The sequence below is a fragment of the Burkholderia sp. BCC0398 genome (assembly GCF_902833245.1).
Classification (GTDB): domain Bacteria; phylum Pseudomonadota; class Gammaproteobacteria; order Burkholderiales; family Burkholderiaceae; genus Burkholderia; species Burkholderia sola.
In genome coordinates this window covers 104,338-120,325 of sequence record NZ_CADFEM010000002.1, presented here as the reverse complement: position 1 = coordinate 120,325, position 15,988 = coordinate 104,338, and the positions used below count along the sequence as shown (strand labels likewise).

Here is a 15,988-nt window from a genome sequence, read left to right as displayed (position 1 = left end):
TACCTGGCGGCGCGTGCGCGGCATCGCCGCCGTCCGCGTGATGGCCGGATCGTCAGAAGAATGCCTGGATGCCCGTCTGCGCGCGGCCGAGGATCAGCGCGTGGATATCGTGCGTGCCTTCGTACGTGTTGACCACTTCGAGGTTCACGAGATGGCGCGCGACGCCGAATTCGTCGGAGATGCCGTTGCCGCCGAGCATGTCGCGCGCGAGCCGCGCGATGTCGAGCGCCTTGCCGCATGAATTGCGCTTCATGATCGACGTGATCTCGACGGCCGCCGTGCCTTCGTCCTTCATCCGGCCGAGGCGCAGCACGCCTTGCAGGCCGAGCGTGATTTCGGTCTGCATGTCGGCGAGCTTCTTCTGGATCAACTGGTTCGCGGCGAGCGGCCGGCCGAACTGCTGGCGGTCGAGCACGTACTGGCGCGCGGTGTGCCAGCAGGACTCGGCCGCGCCGAGCGCACCCCATGCGATCCCGTAGCGCGCCGAGTTCAGGCAGGTGAACGGGCCGCGCAGGCCGCTCACGTTCGGCATCAGGTTCTCTTCGGGCACGAACACCTCGTCGAGGACGATCTCGCCGGTGATCGACGCGCGCAGCCCGACCTTGCCGTGGATCGCCGGCGCCGACAGGCCCTTCCAGCCCTTCTCCAGGATGAAGCCGCGGATCGCGTCCTTGCCGTTCTCTTCCAGCTTCGCCCACACGACGAACACGTCGGCGATCGGCGAGTTGGTGATCCACATCTTCGCGCCGGACAGCGAGTAGCCGCCCGGCACCTTCTTCGCGCGCGTGACCATGCTGCCCGGATCGGAGCCATGGTTCGGCTCGGTCAGGCCGAAGCAGCCGATCCATTCGCCGGTCGCGAGCTTCGGCAGGTATTTCTGCTTCTGCGCGTCGGAGCCGAATTCGAAGATCGGCACCATCACGAGCGACGACTGCACCGACATCATCGACCGGTAGCCCGAATCGACGCGCTCGACTTCGCGCGCGATCAGCCCGTAGCTCACGTAGTTGAGGCCGGGGCCGCCGTATTCCTCGGGAATCGTCGGGCCGAGCAGGCCGACCTCGCCCATTTCGCGAAAGATGGCCGCGTCGGTGCGTTCGTGGCGGAACGCTTCGGTGACGCGCGGCGCGAGCTTGTCCTGTGCGTACGCTTGCGCGGCATCGCGGACCATCCGCTCTTCTTCGGTCAGTTGCTGGTCGAGCAGCAGCGGATCGTCCCAATGAAAAGTTGCAGCACTCATCGTCTCATCTCCTGTCGGCCCGAGTTAGCGCTTCAGCGCTTACTCGGGCCCCATGCTTTGCGGTCGGCCCGAGTTGGCGCTTCGGCGCTTGCTCCGGGCTGATACCTGAAGTTCGCTTGACTTGCGTTCCGCTATGCGGAACAATGTTTTGCAAATCGACCTCAGTGTAGCACCGGATGACACTTTCAACCATCGACGACACCCCCATCGACGAGCGCAAGTTCGTCGTCGCGCTCGCGCGCGGGCTCGACCTGCTGCGCGCCTTCCGGCCCGGCGAGACGATGCTGGGCAACCGCGATTTCGCGGAACGCACGGGCCTGCCGAAGGCGACGGTGAACCGGCTCGCCTATACGCTGACCGTGCTCGGCTATCTGCGCTACGACGAGACGCTCGGAAAGTATGCGCTGGACGCCGGCGTGTTGTCGCTCGGCTACGCGCTGCTGTCGGGCTCGGGGACGATCGATCTCGCGCGGCCGCACATGCAGGCGCTCGCGCGCGAAATCGGCGCGGCCGTGTCGCTCGGCTGCCGCGACGGGCTCGACATGATCTATCTGGAGACGATCCGCAGCGAGACCGCGCTGACGCTCGGGCTCGCGCCCGGCTCGCGGCTGTCGATGCTGACGAGCTCGATGGGGCGCGCATACCTGGCCGTGCAGCCGGAGGACGTGCGCCGCGCGCTCTATGCCGAACTGCATCGCGCGGCCGGCGGCGCGGCCGACGCCGATGCACTCGTCGTGGCCGCGCAGCACGCGGTGGCCGAGTTCTCCGAAGGCGGATGCTGCTATTCGTTCCGCGCGTGGCATACGGACGTGAACGCGGCGGCCGTCCCATTTCGCGAGCCGCGCGAGGGGCGCTGGCTGATCCTGAGCTGCAGCGGCCCCGCATCGTCGATGGACGAGGACGTGTTTCGCATGCAGGTCGGGCCGCGACTGAAGGCGCTCGCGCAGCGGCTCGGGCAGACGGTCTGAGCAACCATCGCGCGGGTGTTGCCGTCGCGCGCCAACCGGTTTGTTCGCGGCGAGTGCGGGGAGCGGACGCGTTGCCGTCGCGTATTGCGCGACGGGCGAACCGCGCTCATCATCGTTCGCCTGCTTCCCGACGACGAGGCCTGCCATGGCGCACCCCGAACCGATGGAAGGCGGATGCGCGTGCGGCGCGATCCGCTACCGTATCGCCGACGTTCCGACCGATGCCGGCTTTTGCCACTGCCGGCTCTGCCAGCGCACGACCGGCGCGGCGGTCGTCGCATCGGCATCGGTGCCGATCGACGCATTCGAATACCTGCAGGGCGAACCGGCCGTCTACGCGTCGAGCGCATGGGGCGAGCGGCGCTTCTGCGGCCGTTGCGGCGCGCAGCTCGAATACCGGCGCGCCGACGCGCCGCGGACGGTCGAGATCAATTACGCGACGCTCGACGAGCCGTCGCGGCTGCGTCCGGCGTGGCACGTCTGGTACGGCGACCGTTTCCCGGGCATCGGGATCGACGACGATCTACCGAAGTACGACGACGGTGGTAGAGAATAGGCCGCACATCGGTGTCGAGCGCGCGCACAAGCGCCTTCGACCTTTCTGCGTGAACGAACGAACAAGGAACTGGCCGCCGCGCCACGTTACGTGCTGAAACCCGGTTCCCTGAGCAACACGACACCGGAGTCCGCCATCCGGCGTGCCGCTCCCGGGCGCCTTCCCCGCCGATCCCTCAGACCGTCACGACCTTCGCGAACACCGGCCCCTGCATGAACCGCACGTCGTGCTGGCGCAGCAGCTCGCACTGCGTCTCGTCGATGACGCCGTCGAAGATCAGCGGAATCCGCACGCGCTGCGCATAGGCGACGAGCGCCTTGACCATCCCGTCGCGCAATGCGATGCCCGCATCCATCTTGATGTAGTCGGGGCGCGCCATATCCGATTCGACCGCGAGGATGCGGCCGGGGTCGGGCAGCTTGTCCGCGACCTTGAAACCGTGATGCTGGTAGCTGCGCGTCAGGTAGCCGAGGAACGTCTTGTGGGCGACCGCGACCGCCGGCAGCTCGATCACGATCCGCTCGGTCGGCAGCCCGAAGCGCTGCAGCACCGACGAGAAATGCTTGCCGTGGTCGTACTTCACGCTCTTGAGCAGCCGCTCGTGCACGCGCAGGAACAGCAGCCCGTGGCGCTGCGCGCCGAAGAAATTGATCGCGTGCAGCGCGCGCGACAGGCGGTCGATCGCGACCAGCGTCTGGTCGTCGACGGCCGCGTCGACCGGATCGTGCTGCGCGCCGGTGACGAGCGTGACGGCCTGAAAGCCGAGCTCGTCGCCGTAGCGCTCGATCGCGTCGGCGAACGACGTCGATTGCGGCGAGCCGGGCATCGTCACGTCGTAGATCGGCTCGTACGCGCTGGCGAGCGTGCGCTCGGGCAGGTTCGCGCACGCGGTCCCGCCTTCTGCAAGCGCGAGGTGCTCCCGCAGATACGGCAGTTGCCCGGCACGGGTGACCAGCTCGGGGATGGTAGGCGGAATCATCGGCGTGAAAAGGAAAAATGGCGGCCGAAAGGGCCGCCTCGTTGACTTGATATTAGCAGTGCGCGCCGCGCTCGGCTTGCCGTTTCACTCATATGGTTATCCCGTTCCCGAGCGCGCGATCAGGGTTTACGTTGATTTCACTATTCGTAATTGGTTTTACTATTCGTAAATCCAGGATTTGTCGCCGATCAAGAAACGCGGCAGGCAGGCGCCGAGAAACGGCGCCGTTCAAGAATCAACAGGAGCAAGGAGCGAGACGTGGCGGTTGACAGGACAGGCGGGCGCACGCGCCGGCGGCAGACGGACGGGACGACGGGCGCGGCGGTGCGCGCACGGCGCGGTTGACGCGCGGATGGCGACCATGAGCATCGATTACCAGACGCTGAAATTCGAGTACCGCGCCCGCGTGCACGACGCGGCCGTCCACCCGGTGATCGTCGTCGGCGCGGGCCCGGTGGGCCTCGCGGCCGCGATCGATCTCGCTCAGCACGGCGTGCCGGTCGTGCTGCTCGACGACGACGACACGCTGTCGACCGGCTCGCGCGCGATCTGCTTCGCGAAGCGCACGCTCGAGATCTTCGACCGGCTCGGCTGCGGCGAGCGCTTCGTCGACAAGGGCGTGAGCTGGCACGTCGGCAAGGTGTTCCTGCAGGACGAGCAGCTTTACGCGTTCGACCTGCTGCCCGAGGAAGGGCATGCGCGCCCGGCGTTCATCAACCTGCAGCAGTACTACGTCGAAGGCTATCTGGCCGATCGCGCGTTCGAACTGCCGAACATCGACATCCGCTGGAAGCACAAGGTGACGGGCGTCGACCAGTCGGCCGAACACGCGGTGCTGACGATCGAGACGCCGGACGGCGTCGCGACGCTGCGCGCGCAGTACGTGATCGCGGCCGACGGCTCGCGCAGCCCGATGCGCACGATGATGGGCCTGGAAAGCCGCGGCCGCACGTTCAAGGACCGCTTCCTGATCGCCGACGTGAAGATGAAGGCGGAGTTTCCGACCGAGCGATGGTTCTGGTTCGATCCGCCGTTTCACCGCAACCAGTCGGTGCTGCTGCATCGCCAGCCGGACAACGTGTGGCGCATCGACTTCCAGCTCGGCTGGGATGCCGATCCGGTCGCCGAGAAGCAGCCGGAGCGCGTGATTCCGCGCGTGCGGGCGCTGCTCGGGCCGGATGTCGAGTTCGAGCTCGAGTGGGTGAGCGTCTACACGTTCCGCTGCCAGCGGATGGACACGTTCCGCCACGGCCGCGTGCTGTTCGCGGGCGATTCCGCGCACGGCGTGTCGCCGTTCGGCGCGCGCGGCGCGAACAGCGGCGTGCAGGATGCGGACAACCTCGCGTGGAAGCTGAAGCTGGTGCTCGACGGCCGTGCACACGATCGCCTGCTCGACACCTATGCAAGCGAGCGCGAGTTCGCGGCCGACGAGAACATCCGCAACTCGACGCGCTCGACCGACTTCATCACGCCGAAGAGCGCGGTGTCGCGCGTGTTCCGCGATGCGACGCTGAAGCTTGCGCGCGACTGCGAGTTCGCGCGCAAGCTGGTGAACAGCGGGCGCCTGTCGGTGCCGGCCGTGCTGGCCGATTCGCCGCTCAACACGCCGGACCGCAACGGCGACACGTTTGCAGGCGCGATGCGGCCGGGCGCGGCGGCGGCCGATGCGCCGGTGCGCGTGCAGGGTGCGCCGGGCTGGCTGCTGCAGCATCTGTGCGGTGGCTTTACCGGCGTGCTGTTCGGCTTGCCGGGCGACGCGGCCGCGCTCGCGCAGGCCGTCGACGGCCTCGCGCTGCCGGTGCGGCCGGTCCTCGTCGTGCCGGCCGGGCACGCGCAGCCGGTGGCCGGCATCGACGTCGTGGAGGACGTCGACGGCCTCGCCGCGCGGCGCTACGACGCGCAGCCCGGCACGTTCTACCTGCTGCGTCCCGACCAGCACGTGTGCGCACGCACGCGCACGCTCGACCGTCAGGCGATCGCCGACGCACTGGCGCGCGCGACCTGCGCACGCTGAATACGATAAAGACACCGGAGACACCGTCATGCCCCCACTCGACACCCGCCCGCGCCTGGCCGACCCCGACGCGTTCTACGAAGCGCTGATCGACATGCATCGCGACCTGTCGGATGCCGACAGCCAGCTCGTCAACGCGAAGCTGATCCTGCTGCTCGCGAACCAGGTCGGCGACGCCGACGTGCTGCGCGAAGCGATGGCGCTCGCGCGCCAGGGCGTGACGCCGCCCGTGCATCCGGCCGCCGAGGTCGAGCAATGAGCGCGGCGGCCGATACGCGCGTGCTCGAAGTCGAGCGCGTGATCGACGAGACCCATCGCCCGGGCTTTCACGCGATGCTGCTCGCGCTGTGCGGGCTGTGCCTCGTGATCGACGGTTTCGATGCGCAGGCGATGGGCTACGTCGCGCCGAGCGTGATCGCCGAATGGGGCGTGCCGAAGCAGGCGCTCGGCCCCGTGTTCAGCGCGAGCCTGTTCGGGATGCTGCTCGGCGCGCTCGGGCTGTCGGTGCTGGCCGACCGGATCGGGCGGCGCCCGGTGCTGATCGGCTCGACGCTGTTCTTCGCGGTGACGATGCTCGCGACACCGTTCGCGAGCTCGATCCCCGTGCTGATGGCGCTGCGCTTCGTCACGGGCCTCGGCCTCGGCTGCATCATGCCGAACGCGATGGCGCTGGTCGGCGAGTTCAGCCCCGCCACGCATCGCGTGAAGCGGATGATGATCGTGTCGTGCGGCTTCACGCTCGGCGCGGCGATCGGCGGCTTCATCAGCGCGGCGCTGATTCCGGCGCTCGGCTGGCGTTCGGTGTTTTTCGTCGGCGGCGCGGTGCCGCTCGTGCTGACGATCGCGATGGTCGCGCGGCTGCCCGAATCGCTGCAGTTCCTGGTGCTGAAAGGGCGCGTCGCGCAGGCGCGCGACTGGCTCGCACGGTTCGCGCCGCAAGCCGGCATCGATGCGAATACGCGGCTCGTCGTGCGTGAACGTGCGGCGAGCGGCGCGCCGGTGGCCGAGCTGTTCCGCCATGGCCGCCTGCCGGTCACGCTGCTGCTGTGGTCGATCAGCTTCATGAACCTGATCGACCTGTACTTCCTGTCGAACTGGCTGCCGACCGTGATGCGCGAAGCCGGCTATTCGCCGGGCACGGCGGTGATCGTCGGCACGGTGCTGCAGACGGGCGGCGTGATCGGCACGCTGTCGCTCGGCTGGTTCATCGAACGTTACGGCTTCGTGCGCGTGCTGTTCGCCTGCTTCGCGTGCGCGGCCGTGTCGGTGGGACTGATCGGCTCGGTCGCGCATGCGTTGCCGTGGCTGCTGGTGGTCGTGTTCGCGGGCGGCTTCTGCGTGGTCGGCGGACAGCCGGCCGTGAACGCGCTCGCGGGCCAGTATTACCCGACGTCGCTGCGCTCGACGGGCATCGGCTGGAGCCTCGGCATCGGCCGGATCGGCTCGGTGCTCGGGCCGCTCGTCGGCGGACAACTGATTGCGCTCAACTGGTCCAACGGCGCGCTGTTCCACGCGGCCGCGGTGCCGGTGCTGTGCTCGGCGCTGTTCGTGCTGGGCCTGGCCGGTGTGACGCGGCGCAACGGCGCGCTGGCGCCGAACGCCGCGATGAATTGATGGAGAAAGGAAAACGATGACGCTTGACCTGTCGAAACCGGCGACCGCCGGCTACCTGAGCGGTTTCGCGAACGAATTCGCGACCGAGGCGCTGCCCGGCGCGCTGCCGCACGGCCGCAACTCGCCGCAGCGCGCGCCGTACGGGCTGTACGCGGAGCAACTGTCGGGCACCGCGTTCACCGCGCCGCGCGGCCACAACCGCCGTTCGTGGCTGTACCGGATCCGTCCGGCCGCCGTGCACCGACCGTTCGAGCCGTACGCGGGCACGCAGCGGCTCGTGTCGGAATTCGGCGATTCGACCGACGTGCCGCCGACGCCGCCAAACCAGCTGCGCTGGGATCCGCTGCCGATGCCGGTCGAGCCGACCGATTTCGTCGATGGCCTCGTGACGATGGCCGGCAACGGGTCGGCCGCGGCGATGAACGGCTGCGCGATCCACCTGTATGCGGCCAACCGGTCGATGCAGGACCGCTTCTTCTACAGCGCGGACGGCGAGCTGCTGATCGTGCCGCAGCAGGGGCGGCTCTTCATCGCGACCGAGTTCGGCCGGCTCGACGTCGAGCCGTTCGAGATCGCGGTGATTCCGCGCGGCGTGCGTTTTGCCGTCGCGCTGCCGGATGGCGACGCGCGCGGCTACATCTGCGAAAACTTCGGCGCGCTGCTGCGCCTCCCGGATCTCGGCCCGATCGGCTCGAACGGGCTCGCGAACCCGCGCGACTTCCTGACGCCGCAGGCCGCGTACGAGGATCGCGAAGGCGCGTTCGAGTTGATCGCGAAGCTGAACGGCCGGTTGTGGCGCGCGGACATCGGCCATTCGCCGCTCGACGTCGTCGCGTGGCACGGCAACTACGCGCCGTATAAATACGACCTGCGCCTGTTCAACACGATCGGCTCGATCAGCTTCGACCATCCCGATCCGTCGATCTTCCTCGTGCTGCAGTCACAGAGCGACACGCCGGGCGTCGACACGATCGATTTCGTGATCTTCCCGCCGCGCTGGCTCGCGGCCGAGGATACGTTCCGCCCGCCCTGGTTCCACCGCAACGTCGCGAGCGAGTTCATGGGGCTCGTGCACGGCGCGTACGACGCGAAGGCCGAGGGCTTCGTGCCGGGCGGCGCGAGCCTGCACAACTGCATGTCGGGCCACGGGCCCGATGCGGACACGTTCGAGAAGGCGTCGGCGAGCGACACGACGAAGCCGCACAAGGTCGACGCGACGATGGCGTTCATGTTCGAAACCCGCACGCTGATCCGGCCGACGCGCTACGCGCTCGACACCGCGCAGCTGCAGGCCGACTACTTCGAATGCTGGCAAGGCATCAAGAAACACTTCAATCCGGAGCAAAAGTGAGCGATACCCAAGACTGGCGCGCGACGCTCGACCCGGCTCGCAAGAGCTGGATCGATACCGCGAACGATCCCGCCTGCGATTTCCCGATCCAGAACCTGCCGTTCGGGATCTTCAGCGATGCGAAGCAGGGAGCGCGCCGTGCGGGCGTCGCGCTCGGCGACCAGATCGTCGATCTCGCGGCGCTCGCGCGTGCGGGCCTCGTGACGCTGCCGGCCGGCGCCGATGTATTTGCCGCGCCGACGCTCAACGCGTTCATCGCGCTCGGCCGCGACGCGTGGCGCAGCGTGCGCGTGCAGCTGTCGGCGCTGTTCTCGCGCGACAACGCGACGCTGCGTGACGATGTGGCGCTGCGCGCGCAGGTGCTCGTCGCGCAGCGCGACGCGACGCTGCATCTGCCGGTCGACATCCCCGGCTACACCGATTTCTATTCGTCGAAGGAGCATGCGACCAACGTCGGCTCGATGTTCCGCGATCCGAAGAACGCGCTGCTGCCGAACTGGTCGGAGATGCCGATCGGCTACAACGGCCGCGCGTCGTCGGTGGTCGTGAGCGGCACGCCGGTGCGGCGCCCGAACGGGCAACTGAAGCTGCCCGACCAGGAGCGTCCGGTGTTCGGCGCGTGCCGCAAGCTCGACATCGAACTGGAAACGGGCTTCATCGTCGGCAAGGGCAACGCGCTCGGCGAGCCGATCGCGTGCGAGGACGCGGAAGCGCATATCTTCGGGATGGTGCTGCTGAACGACTGGAGCGCGCGTGACATTCAGCAGTGGGAATACGTGCCGCTCGGCCCGTTCAACTCGAAGGGGTTCGCGACGACGATCTCACCATGGATCGTCACGCTCGACGCGCTCGAACCGTTCCGCGTCGCGCAGCCGGAACAGTCGCCGCAGCCGCTCGCGTATTTGCGGCATGCGGGCAAGCATGCGTTCGATATCGCGCTGGAAGTGACGCTGCGGGCGGAGGGCGCGGCCGACGCGACGTCGATCTGCCGCACGAACTTCAGGCACATGTACTGGACGATGGCGCAGCAGCTTGCGCATCACACGGTCGCCGGCTGCAACACGCGCGTGGGTGACCTGATGGGTTCGGGCACGATCAGCGGGCCGACCAAGGATTCGTTCGGCAGCCTGCTCGAACTGACATGGAACGGCAAGGAGCCGGTCGCGCTGAACGGCGGCGGCAGCCGCACGTTCATCGAGGACGGCGATGAGCTTACGCTCGCCGGCTGGTGCCAGGGCGACGGCTATCGCGTCGGCTTCGGCGCGTGTGTAGGCAGGATTTTGCCGGCGCGCGGCGCGTGACGGATCGCAGCGCCGGACGTTACGTGTAGGCTACGCGTCGTCCGGAAGGACAGGGCGGCCCGCGTTGCGCGGGCCGTTTTTCGTTGACCGCGGGACGGGCACGAGCGGGCCGAGGCGTATCGGTGCATGGTGCTGCGCGCCAACGCCAACGCCAACGCCAACGCCAACGCCAATTTGCATCAGACCGCGCGCTGCACCGCTGCGCGTCCCTCCCACAACGCGGCCGCAACGAACGCGGCCACGCACGCGACCAGCACGCCGACCAGCGCGTTGCTGCCCAGTTGCTCCATCAACGCGCCGGCCACCAGCGGGCCGCCGAAGCTCGCGGCGCTCCACGACGCCGACACGAGCGAGCTCGCGGTGACGAGCGCCGCCCCGCGGAAACGCTCGCCGCACGCGACGAGCGACAGCGTGTAGATGCTGCCGGCCGCCGCGCCGAGCACGAACAGCAGCGGCCAGCACAGCCACGGATTCGCGATCACGAACGGCAGTAGCGGCAGGCCGGCCAGCACGATCCAGCCCGCGCCGAGGTGCACGCGTTCGCGGCCGAGCTTGTCCGCGAGCCAGCCAATCGGGAACTGCATCGCGGTATCGCCGAACAGCATGATCGACGCGAGCAGCACGGCGGTCGCGCTCGCGACGCCGTGATCCATCGCATAGAGCGGCAGCAGCGACAGCGCGAGCGTGTCGAACAGCGCGAAGAAGCCGGTGCCGATGATCAGCGCGGGCATGCGCGGCAGCACGTCGAGCCAGCGGCCGTGCGCTTCGTGATGCGCGTCGTCGCCGGCGAGCGGCGCACGGCGGATCGTCGCGAGCGTCGGCAGCGCAAGCAGGAACAGCGCGCCGCACAGCGCGAAGCGGAGGCTCGTCGCGCCGGCGATCTGGCTGACGAGCACGGGGCCGGCCATCTGGAACAGCGTGAAATTGGTCGCGTAGATCGCGACCACGCGGCCGCGCGTCGAATCCTCGGCGAGCTGGTTGACCCACGCTTCGCCGATCGTGAACAGCAGCATCAGCGCGGCGCCGCACAGCACGCGCAGCACGCCCCACAGGATCAGGTTCGACGTGAACTGCATCAGCGCGGTGGCGGCCGCGAGCAGCACGACCGACACGACGATCGCGCGGCGCGCACCGATGTGCCGCGCGAGCGCGGTGACGAACGGGACGACCGCGAGGCCGCCGAGGGCCTGCGCGGCGGTCAGCATGCCGACGACGTGGGTGCCGTGCCCGGCTTCGGTCAGTGCAAGTGCGGTGAGCGGCAGTGTGGCGCCGGTGCCGAGGCCGACGACCGCGACGCTCAGGATCAGCGCGAGGAAATCGCGATTGAGAATGGCTTTCATCGGCCGCGATGCTACACCGCGACCGGTGAAAGGTCCATGAAGGCCGTCAGGTTCGGATGGCGTTGTGTCCGCAACGATCTCAGCAGGGTTGCGTCACACGTATTCGGTCGGCACGACCACCGGCCGGCGTTCGAGCGACGCCGACCACAGCGTGAGCGCGAGCGCCGCGACGGCCATCGCGACGCCGACCCACGGCAGGCTCACGAGCGACACGCCGGAGCCGATCGCCATCCCGCCGAGCCATGCGCCGGTCGCGTTGCCGAGGTTGAACGCGCCCTGGTTCAGCGTCGACGCGAGGTTCGGCGCGTCGCTCGCGCGATCGACGATCATGATCTGCAGCGGCGGCACGATCGCGAACGCGAGGATGCCCCACACGAAAACCGTCGCGAGCGCGGCGAACGGCAGATGCATCGTGCCGGCGAACAGCGCGAGGACGATGCCGATCAGCGCGAGCGTCGCGATCAGCGACGGCATCCGGCGCCAGTCGGCGAGCTTGCCGCCGAGCGTGCCGCCGACCGTCAGGCCGAGTCCGAACAGCAGCAGCACGTAGGTGACCTGATGCGGCGAGAAGCCGGTCACGTCCTCGAGGATCGGCGCGATGTACGTGAACACGCTGAACAGGCTCGCGGACGCGAGCACGCTGATGCCGAGCACCATCAGCACCTGCGGGTGCTTCAGCACGCTGAATTCGCGCGTGATGCTGGTGTCGGGCATCGCGAGGTTTTTCGGCAGGCACACCGCGAGCACGGCGGCCGCGGCGATGCCGATGCCGGTGACGGCCCAGAACGTCGCGCGCCAGCCGAACGCCTGGCCGAGCGCGGTGCCGAGCGGCACGCCGAGCACGTTCGCGAGCGTGAGGCCGGTGAACATCAGCGCGATCGCCTGCGCGCGGCGGTTCGGCGCGACGAGGTTGCTCGCGACCACCGAACCGATGCCGAAGAACGCCCCGTGGCAAAACGCGGTGACGACGCGCGCGGCCATCAGCACCGCGTAGCCGGGCGCGATCGCGCAGAACAGGTTGCCGGCGATGAACAGTCCGATCAGCCCCATCAGCGCACGCTTGCGCGGCATCTTCGCGGTGACGATCGCGAGGATCGGCGCGCCGATCGTCACGCCGAGCGCGTAGCCCGACACGAGCATCCCGGCGGCCGGGATCGACACGCCGAGGTCGCGCGCGACATTGGGCAGCAGCCCCATGATCACGAATTCGGTGGTACCGATTCCAAATGCGGCGACGGCAAGGGCGAAAAGAGGCAGGGGCATCGCGGTAGGCTCGGGAAAGGATGCCGCTCGAGCCGGGCGCGGGATGCGCGGGACGGGCGGTCGATGAGGCGAGAGTCAGCCGCGATTCTACTTCAGTGAAAACCCTGATGCTTGGGGCCAAAATGGGTGTTGCCGGCGTGCGACGGGGCGGCGCGCAGGGTGCTCACAGTGTGGGATCGACGGCGATTCAGCAGCGAGGCGACGGCTGCGACCGAATGTGGATCAGGCGATGCGTTCGGGCGACCCGTCGGCCATCGCATCCGATGGTTTTTTCTTTTCAGTCTCGACTGGCGCCGCCGCCGATCCGGCCCCGTCGATCGCCGCCGGCTCGTCCCAGCCGTTCTCGAACAGGCATGCTTCGATCGGCATCCGCGCGGCCCAGCGTTCTTCTTCGAGCATCGGCTTCGCGTAGAACGCGTCGACGTGCCCGACGCAGAGCACGGCGATCGGCTTCGCGCCGTCGGGCATCCGCAGCAGCGTGCGCAGCGCATCGACGTCGAACAACGACACCCAGCCCATCCCGAGCCCTTCGGCGCGCGCCGCGAGCCACATGTTCTGGATCGCGCACGCGGCGGAGGCCAGATCCATCTCCGGCAGCGTGCGGCGGCCGAACACGTGGCGTTCGCGGCCGTCGGCGAGCGCGACGACCAGCAACTCGCCGCATTCGCGCACACCTTCGACCTTCAGCCGCATGAATTCGTCCTGGCGCTCGCCGAGTGCGTCGGCGGTCGCGCGGCGCTCGGCGTCGACCAGCGCATGAATGGCGGTGCGCAAGGCGGGATCGGTGATGCGGATGAAGCGCCACGGCTGCATGAAGCCCACGCTCGGCGCGTGGTGCGCCGCGCGCAGCAGCCGCGCGAGCACGGCCGGATCGACGGGCGCCGGCGTGAAGTGACGCATGTCGCGCCGTTCGAAGATGGCGCGGTAGACAGCGGCGAGGTCGGAGTCGTCGAAACGCATGAGCGGACAAGGCAGGGAAGGACGTCGGCGCAACGATAGCAGACCGCGCGCTCGAAACGTTACTTCAACCGAAACAATGCGCTGAATTGTGGACGAATGTGAGTGCGCTTCGCGGCGCGAGGCGTAAGCAAACGATTGCGAATGCGCCGCAAGCCCTCAAATGGGCGGTTTTTCAGCGATTTGCAATTACGACGTTCTGCGGCGTCCGCGCATGCCACGCCTCGATGTTCAGCAGCGTCGTGTGCGCGATCTCGGCCAGCGCCTCGCGCGTGAAGAACGCCTGGTGCGACGTGACGATCACGTTCGGGAACGTCAGCAGGCGCGCGAGCACGTCGTCCTGCAGCGGCAGGTCCGAGTGATCCTCGAAGAACAGCCCGCTTTCCTCCTCGTACACGTCCAGCCCGAGATGGCCGAGCTGGCCGCTCTTGAGCGCGTCGATCAGCGCCTGCGCATCGACGAGGCCGCCGCGCCCCGTGTTGATCAGCATCGCGCCGTGCTTCATCCGCGCGAGCGTGCGTTCGTTGATCAGGTGGTGCGTCGACGGCAGCAGCGGGCAATGCAGGCTGACGATGTCGGCGTGATGCAGCAGCTCGTCGAGTTCGACGTAGCGCGCGCCGAACGCGATCAGCTCGTCGTCGTACGGCGGCACCGAGTGCGCGAGCACGTGCATCCCGAAGCCCATCATGATCTTCGCGAACACGCTGCCGATGATGCCGGTGCCGATCACGCCGACGGTCTTGCCGTGGAGGTCGAAGCCGAGCAGGCCGTTCAGCGAGAAATCGCCTTCGCGCGTGCGCGCGACCGCGCGCGGCAGGCGGCGGTTGAGCGCGAGGATCAGCGCGACCGCGTGCTCGGCCACCGCGTGCGGCGAATACGCGGGCACGCGCACGACCGTGATGCCGAGCCGTTCGGCGGCGGCGAGGTCGACGTGGTTGAAGCCCGCCGAGCGCAGCGCGATCAGCCGCGTGCCGCCGTCGGCGAGCCGTTCGAGCACGGCCGCGTCGACGGTGTCGTTGACGAACGGGCAGACGACGTCATAGCCGTGCGCGAGGATCGCCGTTTCCGCGTCGAGGTGCGACGGCTGGAAGTGCAGCCGATAGCCGAACTGCCGGTTGGCGGCGGTGAACGAATCGTCGTCGTACTGCCGGCTGCTGAACAGGATCACGCGCACGCTGCACCTCCGATGGCTGACGCGCGCAGTTTACTGCAGGCCCGTGACGATGTCGGAGCGTTCGGGGCCGCGCACCGGCCGCAGGAAGTCGTAGTCCGTCTGCCCGCGGGCGGCCGGCGCGCCGAAGTGCTCGAGCGCGTGCTCGACGAAGCTGCGCGTCCGGGCCGGCACGTACTGGCGGTTCGGATAGACGAGCGACAACTGCGCGTCGGGATCGTCGATCCGGTAGCCGGCCATCAGCCGCACGAGCGTGCCGTGGTTGAGCGCGTCGGCCACGCACGGCTCGGGCAGCACCGCGATGCCGGCACCGGCCACGGCCGCCGCCTGCACGAGCGCGAGCTGATTGACCGTGCAGGCCGGGCGCACCGTGACCGTATGGGCGACGCCGTCGTGACCGACGAGTTGCCACGTCGGCGCGTGCTGGTGCGCCGCGAGCGTGACCCAGTCGTGGCCCGGCAGGTCGTCGGGCACGCGCGGCTCGCCGCGGCGGTCGAGATACGCGGGCGCCGCGCACGCGACGAACGGGTTCGGCGCGAGCGCATGGCCGATCAGCGACGGGTTGCCGTCGAGCCGGGTGCCCGTGACGATGCCGACGTCGTAGCCCGAATCGAGCACGTCGAGCGGCCCTTCGGCGACGGTCAGCTGCACGCGCAGCTCCGGGTAGCGGTGCCGGAAGCTGCTGACGAGCGGCGTCAGCGCGAGCGGCGACAGCAGCCCCGACGCGACGACGCGCAGCGTGCCGGCCGGTTCGCGCACGGCATGCGCGACGGACGATTCGAGGTGGTCGAATTCCTCGAGCAACGCACGGCAACCGTCGAGGTAGCGCACGCCGGCCTCGGTAAGCGACAGGTTGCGCGTGGTGCGATGGATCAGCCGTGTGTTCAGGTGGCCCTCGAGCATCGCGATCGAACGCGTGACGAGCGCATTGGACACGCCGAGATGGTGCGCCGCGCGCCGGAAGCTTTGCTGCTCGGCGACGCAGACGAATACACGCATGGTCTGAATCTGGTTCATGGCTTGCGTATTTCTGGCCCGGTTGATTGATTTTGGTTGTGATTTATCGCCGCGCAACGTCGAAAGCGCATCGCGCGGCCCCAGCTCTCCCTCGTCTCGAAAATAGAATTTTCGATTCCGCAGATGATTGTTAAATAAAGAACAGATATCCGTCAACCTGAGAAAACGGGCGGCTTGCGTAAAATCGAAATCGCGAGTACCCGTTTAACGCTGCAAT

Annotated in this window: 14 protein-coding genes; 7 read left to right on the top strand and 7 right to left on the bottom strand. The window is 68.3% G+C overall.

Annotated features, from left to right (window positions below; all coding sequences use genetic code 11):
- Positions 1-52: 52 nt before the first annotated feature.
- On the bottom strand, positions 53-1,240 hold the full coding sequence (locus HWX76_RS04380; protein ID WP_050011731.1) for an acyl-CoA dehydrogenase: 1,188 nt from the start codon (positions 1,238-1,240) through the stop codon (positions 53-55).
- A gap of 176 nt (positions 1,241-1,416) precedes the next feature.
- On the opposite strand from HWX76_RS04380, the gene HWX76_RS04375 reads away from it, so the two are divergent.
- Together HWX76_RS04375 and HWX76_RS04370 are read left to right on the top strand one after the other, a co-directional pair.
- The gene (locus tag HWX76_RS04375; RefSeq protein ID WP_050011730.1) at positions 1,417-2,208 is read left to right on the top strand and encodes an IclR family transcriptional regulator; all 792 of its coding nucleotides are present in this window, start codon (positions 1,417-1,419) and stop codon (positions 2,206-2,208) included.
- Positions 2,209-2,353: 145 nt separating this feature from the next.
- Positions 2,354-2,764 (top strand): GFA family protein, encoded by a 411-nt coding sequence (locus HWX76_RS04370; RefSeq protein WP_050011729.1) that lies wholly within the window; start codon positions 2,354-2,356, stop codon positions 2,762-2,764.
- Positions 2,765-2,939: 175 nt separating this feature from the next.
- Here HWX76_RS04370 and HWX76_RS04365 read toward each other — a convergent pair whose 3' ends face one another.
- A complete protein-coding gene (locus HWX76_RS04365; RefSeq protein ID WP_050011728.1) occupies positions 2,940-3,743 on the bottom strand; it encodes an EAL domain-containing protein in 804 nt (267 codons plus the stop codon).
- Positions 3,744-4,104: 361 nt separating this feature from the next.
- Between HWX76_RS04365 and HWX76_RS04360 the strand changes: the two genes are divergently transcribed.
- The 5 genes from HWX76_RS04360 to fahA are packed head-to-tail and all read left to right on the top strand — an operon-like array spanning position 4,105 to position 10,023.
- Complete coding sequence (locus HWX76_RS04360) at positions 4,105-5,757, top strand: FAD-dependent oxidoreductase (protein ID WP_176015555.1); 1,653 nt, start codon at positions 4,105-4,107, stop codon at positions 5,755-5,757.
- Positions 5,758-5,785: 28 nt separating this feature from the next.
- Positions 5,786-6,016 carry a DUF2783 domain-containing protein gene (locus HWX76_RS04355; RefSeq protein WP_050011726.1) on the top strand — a complete coding sequence of 77 codons (231 nt, stop codon included), beginning with the start codon at positions 5,786-5,788 and terminating at the stop codon, positions 6,014-6,016.
- Positions 6,013-7,371 (top strand): aromatic acid/H+ symport family MFS transporter, encoded by a 1,359-nt coding sequence (locus HWX76_RS04350; protein WP_050011725.1) that lies wholly within the window; start codon positions 6,013-6,015, stop codon positions 7,369-7,371. The genes HWX76_RS04355 and HWX76_RS04350 overlap by 4 nt, the downstream gene beginning before the upstream one ends.
- 16 nt (positions 7,372-7,387) lie before the next feature.
- Entirely contained in the window at positions 7,388-8,722 is a 1,335-nt protein-coding gene (gene hmgA, locus HWX76_RS04345; protein WP_124555680.1) for a homogentisate 1,2-dioxygenase, read from the top strand.
- Positions 8,719-10,023 carry a fumarylacetoacetase gene (gene fahA / locus HWX76_RS04340; RefSeq protein WP_176015554.1) on the top strand — a complete coding sequence of 435 codons (1,305 nt, stop codon included), beginning with the start codon at positions 8,719-8,721 and terminating at the stop codon, positions 10,021-10,023. Before hmgA ends, fahA begins: the two co-directional genes overlap by 4 nt.
- Before the next feature lie 179 nt (positions 10,024-10,202).
- Here the strand turns inward: fahA and HWX76_RS04335 are convergent, their stop codons facing one another.
- The 5 genes from HWX76_RS04335 to HWX76_RS04315 form a co-directional block, all read right to left on the bottom strand.
- Positions 10,203-11,363 carry an MFS transporter gene (locus HWX76_RS04335; RefSeq protein ID WP_050011722.1) on the bottom strand — a complete coding sequence of 387 codons (1,161 nt, stop codon included), beginning with the start codon at positions 11,361-11,363 and terminating at the stop codon, positions 10,203-10,205.
- A 93-nt stretch (positions 11,364-11,456) separates the two neighbouring features.
- Positions 11,457-12,626 (bottom strand): MFS transporter, encoded by a 1,170-nt coding sequence (locus HWX76_RS04330; protein WP_050011721.1) that lies wholly within the window; start codon positions 12,624-12,626, stop codon positions 11,457-11,459.
- A gap of 222 nt (positions 12,627-12,848) precedes the next feature.
- A complete protein-coding gene (gene bluB / locus HWX76_RS04325) occupies positions 12,849-13,586 on the bottom strand; it encodes a 5,6-dimethylbenzimidazole synthase (protein WP_124555684.1) in 738 nt (245 codons plus the stop codon).
- Between the two features lie 172 nt (positions 13,587-13,758).
- On the bottom strand, positions 13,759-14,757 hold the full coding sequence (locus HWX76_RS04320) for a 2-hydroxyacid dehydrogenase (RefSeq protein WP_050011719.1): 999 nt from the start codon (positions 14,755-14,757) through the stop codon (positions 13,759-13,761).
- A 30-nt stretch (positions 14,758-14,787) separates the two neighbouring features.
- Entirely contained in the window at positions 14,788-15,771 is a 984-nt protein-coding gene (locus tag HWX76_RS04315) for a LysR family transcriptional regulator (protein ID WP_050011718.1), read from the bottom strand.
- Positions 15,772-15,988 lie beyond the last annotated feature (217 nt).

Bases quoted from the DNA above. Each gene is read 5' to 3' on its own strand.
- bluB (WP_124555684.1), bottom strand. From the start codon at position 13,586: ATGCGTTTCGACGACTCCGACCTCGCCGCTGTCTACCGCGCCATCTTC.
- HWX76_RS04380 (WP_050011731.1), bottom strand. From the start codon at position 1,240: ATGAGTGCTGCAACTTTTCATTGGGACGATCCGCTGCTGCTCGACCAG.
- HWX76_RS04330 (WP_050011721.1), bottom strand. From the start codon at position 12,626: ATGCCCCTGCCTCTTTTCGCCCTTGCCGTCGCCGCATTTGGAATCGGT.
- hmgA (WP_124555680.1), top strand. From the start codon at position 7,388: ATGACGCTTGACCTGTCGAAACCGGCGACCGCCGGCTACCTGAGCGGT.
- HWX76_RS04365 (WP_050011728.1), bottom strand. From the start codon at position 3,743: ATGATTCCGCCTACCATCCCCGAGCTGGTCACCCGTGCCGGGCAACTG.
- HWX76_RS04315 (WP_050011718.1), bottom strand. From the start codon at position 15,771: ATGAACCAGATTCAGACCATGCGTGTATTCGTCTGCGTCGCCGAGCAG.
- HWX76_RS04335 (WP_050011722.1), bottom strand. From the start codon at position 11,363: ATGAAAGCCATTCTCAATCGCGATTTCCTCGCGCTGATCCTGAGCGTC.
- HWX76_RS04355 (WP_050011726.1), top strand. From the start codon at position 5,786: ATGCCCCCACTCGACACCCGCCCGCGCCTGGCCGACCCCGACGCGTTC.
- HWX76_RS04375 (WP_050011730.1), top strand. From the start codon at position 1,417: ATGACACTTTCAACCATCGACGACACCCCCATCGACGAGCGCAAGTTC.
- HWX76_RS04350 (WP_050011725.1), top strand. From the start codon at position 6,013: ATGAGCGCGGCGGCCGATACGCGCGTGCTCGAAGTCGAGCGCGTGATC.
- HWX76_RS04360 (WP_176015555.1), top strand. From the start codon at position 4,105: ATGAGCATCGATTACCAGACGCTGAAATTCGAGTACCGCGCCCGCGTG.
- HWX76_RS04370 (WP_050011729.1), top strand. From the start codon at position 2,354: ATGGCGCACCCCGAACCGATGGAAGGCGGATGCGCGTGCGGCGCGATC.